At 74.4% G+C, this 8,350-nt stretch carries 4 protein-coding genes; all 4 read left to right on the top strand.

The features are described from left to right. Window positions 1–2,742 (top strand): alpha/beta fold hydrolase (locus EAO76_RS41635; RefSeq protein WP_148841436.1); only part of this gene is annotated, 2,742 nt, incomplete at its 5' end. 142 nt (window positions 2,743–2,884) lie between these two features. Further along, window positions 2,885–4,708, top strand: coding sequence for an asparagine synthase (glutamine-hydrolyzing) (asnB, locus tag EAO76_RS41630; RefSeq protein ID WP_148841435.1), 1,824 nt, complete (start codon window positions 2,885–2,887; stop codon window positions 4,706–4,708). 40 nt (window positions 4,709–4,748) lie between these two features. After that, complete coding sequence (locus tag EAO76_RS41625) at window positions 4,749–6,335, top strand: amino acid adenylation domain-containing protein (protein ID WP_148841434.1); 1,587 nt, start codon at window positions 4,749–4,751, stop codon at window positions 6,333–6,335. A gap of 78 nt (window positions 6,336–6,413) precedes the next feature. Beyond that, window positions 6,414–8,350, top strand: a 1,937-nt coding sequence (locus EAO76_RS41620; protein WP_148841433.1) for an acyl-CoA dehydrogenase family protein, incomplete at its 3' end; no start/stop codon positions are given.

The following is an 8,350-nucleotide window of genomic DNA, read 5'->3' as shown; positions in this document are numbered from 1 at the left end:
GCGGTGTTCCAGGGGGCGGCGGCCCCCGACCGCTCCGGCCCCATCGCCGAGGCGGTGGCCGCCGCCCCCTGGAACACCGCCGAGCCGCCCCTGACCCGGCGGCCCCGGCTCAGTCGCGCCCTGGATTCCTACTGCGCCGGGCTCGTGGGCCGCCGGATCCTCCCGCTCTGCGACCTCGGCGCCGGGCAGCGGACGGGCGACGCGGAACTGCGCCGCCGCCTCGACCCCCACGACCGGCTCCCGGAACTCGTCGGCTTCTGCCTGCGCATGCTCGTGGAGGAAGGGTGGCTGCGCCGCGAGGGAGAGGACTGGTACGCCGAGGACGGCATGGCCGAAGGCATCGCGGACGCGCTGCGCGGCGGCGACGCACTCGCCCGACTCCCCGGCCTGAAGCGCATGCTGGACCACGTCACCGACGCCTACCCCGCCGTCCTCACCGGCGGACGCACCCCCGTCTCGGTCCTCTACCCGGACGCGGACGACACGTTCCTCCACAGCTGTCTCAAGGACAACGAGGTTCCCCTCGACGACAACGCCGCCGCCCTCGACGCCCTGCGCACCGTCGTGCGCGACGCCACCGCCCGGCGGGACCGGGACGACACCCGGCCCCTGCGCGTCCTGGAGATCGGAGCGGGCTCCGGACGGCTGACCTGGCCACTGCTCACCGACTGGCCCGGCCGCGACGGGGTCGAGTACCACTTCACCGACATCAGTCCGCTGATCGTGCGCCGCGCACAGGCCCGCGCGGCCGAACTCGGCCTGGCCGGCATGCGGTTCTCCACCTACGACATCGGCCGGGACCCCGCCCCCCAGGGACTGGCACCCGGCAGCTACGACCTGGTCATCGGCTACAACGTCGTGCACGCCACCCCCTCCGTGCCGCTCGCCCTCCGCCACCTGGCGGGACTGCTGCGACCGGGCGGCCGGCTCGGTCTGGTGGAGGTGACCGACATCCCCCGCTGGTCCCACGTGCTGTGGGGACTGGCCCCGGGCTGGTGGGACTTCGCCGACGAGTTGCGGACCGACTCCATCCACCTCGACGCCAAGGCCTGGCTGCGCGCCCTCGACGGGGCCGGATACACCGACGTGCGGCCGGTGCCCGCGAGCCTCGACAGCGACCACCTCGTCGTCCTCGCCGCACGTGCCGCGGACGACGGTGCCGCACCGGTGCGGCGGCTGCGAAGCGCGTGGGCCGGCGACCCGGGGACCGACGCCCCGGACGGGCTGCTGTACCTGCCCGCCCTCGCGCACACCCCGGAGGCCGTCGCGCGCTGGCGGGAACTGCGTGCCGCGCTCCCCGCGGCGGGCCCCGCCTGGGTCGTGACCGACGACCCCGACGACTGGCGGACCCAGCACGCCCGCCGCCTGCTCGACCCGGACCCGCGGACCCCCGAGTGGGAACACCTGGAAGTTCCCTCTGCCGGTGCGACCGACCCGGCCGCCCTGGTGGCACTGCTCGCGGACCGGCCGACCCCCGGCACCCACCGGCTCACCGCCCCGCCGCCGAGCGCCCCCCGCGCTCCGGAGCACCGCGCGGCCGGGCTCCCCGGGCCGCACGACCGGCAGCCCGACCGGAGCGCGGCAGGGAGCGGCGCGGCAGCCGGTCCGGGCCCGGACACACCGGTCGACGGCCCGTCACCGGCGCCGTCGCGGGACACCCTCGGCGCGGTGCTCGCGGACCTGTGGTGCGAAGTACTGGGTGTCCCGGAGGCAGCCGACCGGGACGACTTCCACCTGCTCGGCGGGGACTCCCTGATGCTCGTCCAACTCACCGGACTCGTACGGAACAGGACCGGGCACCGGGTTCCCGCCGCCTCCCTGCCGAGGGAACTCACCTTCGCCGCCCTGGTCGCCGCGGTACGGCAGGCAGCCCCCGGCCCCGACACCGGACGGACACCGCGGACGACCACCCGGGCCGCGCTCCCCACCCACCTCTCCCTCCTCAGGGAWGGCGGCCCGGGCACCCCGCTGTTCCTCGTCCCGCCCGCCTCGGGGAGCAGCCTGTGCTACCAGCAACTCGCCGACCACCTCGACGACACCCGGCCGGTGTACGGCATCGAGTCGCCGGGTCTCCACGACGGCCGTAAACCACCGGCCCGGCTCAGCGCCCTCGCCGCGCACCACATCACCGTCATCCGCCGGATCCAGCCCCGGGGCCCGTACCTGCTGGGCGGCTGGTCATACGGGGCGATGGTCGCCCACGAGATGACCCGGCTGCTGGAGGCGGCCGGGGAGCGGGTGGAACTGCTGCTCGGCATCGACGGCTTCCTGCCGCCGACCGGCGGCCTGCCGGTCGGGGCCCTGCCGTCCTGGCTGCTGCCGAGCATCGGCCTCCAGCTGGGGGCGGTGTTCCAGCAGGGCCGCTCGCGGCTGCTCGCCGGGAACCGGCGGCCCCCGGCCGCCCGCACCGACCGGGTCGGACGATTCGGCGAGGTGGCCCGCATCGGCGTGGTCGCCGGACTGGCCACGGGCGAGGGCACCGACTTCGTACGGGTGCACAACGCGAGCATCACCGCGATGCTGCGACACCGCCCCCGGCCGGTGGGCGGCGGGCTGCTCCTGCTCAAGGCGGGCACCGACACGGCCGGGCGGGCCCGGCTGACCAGGCGACTCGCCGCGCTGTACGGGGCGGGGGCGGTCGTCCGTCCCGTCCCGGGCGACCACTGGACCGTACTGGGGCGGCGGCACGCCCCGGCGCTGGCCGCCGAAATACGCCGCGCGCTGGCGGCAGCGCGGGCCTGACCGCGGTCACCGGGCGGCCGACCGCGGCCCGGTGACGCGCCGTTACGGGTGGGCCGTCCCGTCGACACGGCCGGGCAGGTGCGGCGGCCGCGCGTCGCCGGCCGCACGCCGTTCCACGAGCAGACCGACAGAGGAGAACGCCATGTCCGGGCTCGCCGGCTGGGTGGACCACCAGCGCGATCTGACCCACGAGGGATTCGCCGTCGCCGCCATGACCGCGCGGCTGGCGGCGCGCGGCCGGCACGGCGAGGGACTGTGGTCCGACCGCCACGTGTCCCTCGGCCACCGGTCGGACGGGGCCGAACCGCACACCGCCACCGGTCCCGAACGAGTCGTGGAGGACGGCCGGACCCTCGGCGCCATCACCTTCGACGGCGCCCTCACCAACGCCGCCGAACTGCGCACGGCCCTGGCCGCGAGCGGACACACCGTCCACGCACGCGGCGACGCCGCCACGGTCCTGCACGCCGTGCTGGCGTGGGGACCCGGTGCGGCGGCGCGGCTGGAAGGACTGTTCGCCTTCGCGGCCTGGGACGCGCGCAGCCGCGAACTGCTGCTGTGCCGTGACCGCGTGGGCGTCAAACCGCTCAGCTACGCCCGGCCGCCCGGCGGCGGGCTGGTCTTCGCCTCCGAGGTCGCCGCACTCCTGGAACACCCCCTCGTCCCCGCCGAACTGGACGCGCGCGGGCTGTGTGCCGCGCTCTCCCAGGTACGGGAGGCGGGCCGGTCCGTCCTGCGGGACGTGCACGAGGTCAAGGCCGCCCACGTGGTGCGGGTACGGGCGGACGGCATCACCGAACGGCGCTACTGGACCTACGAGGCACGGCCGCACAGGCACGACCTCGACCTGACGGTGAAGACCGCCAGGGGGCTCCTGGAGGACGCGATCGAGCGCGACTGCGCGGGGGCCGCACCGGCCGTACTCCTCTCCGGAGGACTGGACTCCAGCGCCCTCGCGGGATGCGCCGGCGCCCTGCGGGGAACCCCGCCGCGCACCTTCACCGTGGACTTCGGCGGCGAACGGGCCGTTGCGGTACCCGACCGGCCCTTCGCCGCGGACGTCGTGCGACGGCTGGGCTCCGACCACCAGTACGTACGGATAGCCCCGGACGAACTCACCGACCCGGTCACCGAGGCCGCAGTGGTCGCGGCCAAGGACGCGCCCAACCCGTTCGGGGACAAGAACCTCACCCCCTACCTCTTCTACCGCCGGATCGCCCGCAGCGAGAAGACGGTGCTCAGCGGTGAGGGCGCCGACGCGGTCTTCGGCGGCCTGTTCGCCGCGGGGGAGCCGGTGACCGAACGCGAACGCACCTTCCCCTGGATCGAGCGGGCGCACCGCCTCGGCATGCCCCACGGCATCGGCAACGGGCTCGTCGACCCCGAGCTGCTGCGCACGGTGGACCTGAACGGGCACTGCGCCGCCCGCTACCAGGAGGCCTGCGACGAGGTCCCCCACCTGGACGGGGCGAACGCGGCCGACCGCAGGGCGCGCGAGATCGACTACCTCCACATGACCCGGCTCTACGAGCAGGCGGTGCCGCACTCCGAGCGCCTGGCCGCCGCGGTGGGACTCCAGGTGCGGTTCCCCTTCATCGACCACCGCCTGATGAACTACCTCTACAACGTCCCCTGGCAGTTGAAGTCCTTCGACGGCCGGGAGAAGGACCTGCTGCGGGCCGTCGTCCGCGACCTCTTGCCGGAATCCGTCCTCACCCGGCAGAAGGTCCCCTTCCCGATCACCTATCACCCCGCCTACAAGCAGCGGCTGACGGTGCGGCTGCGCGACCTGCTGGCGGACACCGCCGCCCCGGTCCGGCCGCTGCTGGACCTGCCCGCCGCCCGCCGGGTTTCCGAGGACCCGCGCCTGCTGGACCGGGGCGGCTGGCTCGGCCGCGCGGACGTCGAAATGGTGCTCCACCTCGACGCCTGGCTGCGCCGCCTGTCGGTACGCCTCGCGCTCTGACCCCGTCCGCCGCACCGACCAGCGAAGGCCCTTCTCCGCCATGACACACGCCCCGACCGAGTCCCCCCGCCTCCTCCACCACCTCTTCGACGCACAGGCCGCACGCGTACCGGACCGGACGGCCCTGCGCGACGACCGCGGCTCGCTCACCTACGCCGAGACCGCACACCGCGCCGACCGACTGGCCGCCCGGCTGCACGCGTCGCTCCCCGGGGGCGGCGACCGCATCGGCCTGCACCTGCGACGCGGCACCGACACCGTCGTCGCCATGCTCGCGGTGCTCAAGAGCGGCCACACCTACGTCCCGCTCGACCCCGCCTATCCGGCGGAACGGCTGGAGTTCATCGCCGAGGACGCCGCGCTCTCGCTCGTCGTGTCCGACCGGGAACCGCCCGCGGGACTGGCCGCGCTGCCCACCGTACGCCTGGACCTGCCGGAACCGGAGAGCCCGCCGGACGCGGCGCCGGCCGCCGTGACCGATCCCGCCGCTCCCGCCTACGTCATCTACACCTCGGGATCCACCGGACGGCCCAAGGGCGTGCTGGTTCCGCACCGCAACGTGCGCGCGCTCGTCCGGGCCTGCGACGACCGCTACGCGCTGAACGGCGACGACGTCTGGACGATGTTCCACTCGGCCTCCTTCGACTTCTCCGTCTGGGAGGTGTGGGGAGCGCTCGCGCACGGCGCCACGCTCGTCGTGGTGCCGGAGGAGACGGCCCGCTCGCCCCGCTCCATGCTCGACCTGCTCGTGCGCGAACGCGTCACGGTCCTCAACGTCGTGCCGTCGGTCTTCCGCCACCTGGTGCGCGCCGTGCGCCCCGGCACCACACCCGCCCCCGGCCTGCGTTACGTGATCTTCGGCGGCGAGTGCGTGGACGTGGCCGACATACGTGCCTGGCGGCGGGCGTTCGGCCCGGACACCCGCTTCGTCAACACCTACGGCATCACCGAGACGACGGTGTTCGTGACCTCCCGGCCACTGACCGACGCCGAGCTGGACGGGGACCCGTCCCAGGACGCGGAGTCCGGCTTCGCACTCGATCTGGGCGAACCGCTCGACGGATGGGAGCTGCGGGTGCTCGACGAGAACGGCGCGCCCGTGCCGCCCGGCGGGACCGGCGAGATCCACGTGGCGGGCAGCGGAGTCGCGCTCGGCTACCTCGGCCGCCCGGACCTGACCGCCGAGCGCTTCGCGGAGCACCCGGCCGCGGACGGCCCACCGCGCCGCCACTACCGCAGCGGGGACCTGGCCAGGGTGCTGCCCGGCGGAGTGCTGTGCTACGCGGGCCGGGCCGACAGCCAGGTCAAGATCAACGGTTTCCGGATCGAGCCGGGCGAGGTGGAGGCGGTACTGCGCGTACTGCCGGGGGTGCGCGACCTCGTGGTGGTCAAGACCGTCGGCCAAGTGGGCGAGCCCATGATGACGGCCTGCTGGACGGTCGCCGACCACGCCGACCCGGGCGAGGTCGCCACCCGCCTGCTCGCGGTCGCCCGAGCCCGGCTGCCGCGGCATCTGGTGCCCGGCCGCTTCGTGGTGCTGCCGGAACTTCCCCTCGGCCCGACGGGCAAGACCGACCGGCGGGCGCTGGCCCAGGAGTTCACCTCCGCCCCGGAGACCGTCGGCTGACGTCCGGCGCCCCGACCGACCGTCGACACGAACACGTACCGCAGCGAAGCCGACCCCGCACCGCAGCAAAGGAGCCCCGTGGCCCAGCGCACCCGCAACCTCGTCAGCGACCCCGACCGGCCGAGCTTCCTGGAGGAGCTGTACCAGGGCCGCTTCCGGTGGGACCTCATCCACCCCTTCCCCGAGCAGGACCCCGCCGACCGGGCACGCGGGGACGAGGCGGTGGCCGCGCTCGACGCGTTCCTGCGCGACCACGTCGACCCGGTCGCCGTGGAGGCCGAAGGACGGCTGCCCGACGGTCTCTTCGCCGAACTGCGCTCCCGCGGGTACCTGGGCCTTCAGCTCGGCGAGGAGCTCGGCGGCCTGGGACTCTCCCACTTCAACACCTTCCGCATGATCGAGGCGGCCGCGAGCCGGTGCTTCCCCGTGTCCCTGGTCATGGGGATCGAGAACTCCGTCGGCGCCCCGGCCTTCCTGCCCGTGGTGCCCGACGGCCCGCTCAAGGAACTGCTGCACAAGCACGTCGTGGGCGGCGGGCTGTCGGGGACGGCCGACACCGAGCCCGAGGGGGCGGCGAACCAACGGCGCTCCACCTCCGCCGAACCGGTCGACGGAGGAACCGCCTATGTCCTGAACGGACACAAGGTCTTCGTCGGACACGCCCCCGTCGGCACCCTGTTCAGCGTGACCGCGTCCGTCCTCGAAGACGGTGCGGAACGCAACCGGGTGTTCTTCGTCGAGGCGGACACCCCCGGCTTCCACAACGGCGGGCACCAGGAGTTCTCCGGCATCAGGGGGTTCCCCAACGGATGGATCGTCCTCGACGGCGTCCGGGTGCCCGCCGAGCACCAACTCGTCGAGGCGGGCACGGAACACCGGTCACGGCTCACCCCGGCCGTCTCCCGGCTCGTCATGCGCGGCCGGCTCCACATGATCGTCTCGCCCTCGCTCGCGGTGGCCAAGCTCTGCCTGCGCTGGTCACGGGAGTTCGTCAACCGCCGCGCCGTCGACGGCCGCCCCCTCGGGGAGTACGAGGAGATCCGGCGCCTGCTCGCCGAGTCCCTCTCCGAGACGTACGCCGTCGAGAGCGTCGCACGCGCCGCCCTGATCTCCGAGGACCTGGGACTGACCAGGAACCTGGCCTTCGAACAGAACGCGGCGAAGAACATCGGATCGGTCACCGCCGGACGGATCGCCGACCGGACGATGTCGCTGCTGGCGGCGGAGGGATACGAGACCGCGCGCAGCAAGGCCCTGCGCGGAGCACCCGCCATCCCGCTCGAACAAGCCGTTCGCGACGTCCGCAACATGCGGATCTCCGGGGGCGTCGACTTCCAGATCGACAACTGGATCGCGGGCCGCGGAATCCTGTCCTACTACTACCCGGAACCGGACCACGCGGACGAACTGATGACGGCTCCCGCCCCCGCCGCGGACCCCGGGGACGCGATCCTGACCGACCGCAACCGCACACACCTGGCCGCGGTCGCCGAGGCGGTGCACCGGTTCGGCCGCACCTGCCTCGAACTGGCCCGCCGCCACCCCGACCAGGCCGATCTGGTCGCCCGGCAGCGGCTGCTCATCCTCCTCTCCGGCATCAGTGGCGAACTGCTCACCATGTCGGCCTCCCTGGCCCGCGCATCCCGCACGTCCGCCGCGACCGCGGCCACGGACCACTGCGAGCCGCAACGCCTCGCCGACCTGTACTGCACCGCGGCCCGGCTCCGGCTGGCCGACCTCTGGCACCGGCTCGACCACGCCGCGTCCGAGGAGGCCGGGCGGTTCGAGAACGGCGGCGGGAGCGGCGCGGACTTCACCGGACCGAGCACCGCCTGGCTCGCCGCCGACGGGCCCCACCGGCCGGCCTCCTCGGACGCGGCGTGGTCGAGCCGGTGCCAGAGGTCGGCCAGCCGGAGCCGGGCCGCGGTGCAGTACAGGTCGGCGAGGCGTTGCGGCTCGCAGTGGTCCGTGGCCGCGGTCGCGGCGGACGTGCGGGATGCGCGGGCCAGGGAGGC

Source organism: Streptomyces sp. sk2.1 (genome assembly GCF_008120935.1).
Lineage (GTDB): Bacteria > Actinomycetota > Actinomycetes > Streptomycetales > Streptomycetaceae > Streptomyces.
Note: the sequence above shows the minus strand (reverse complement) of the source record. Positions and strands in the feature narration are given on the sequence as shown.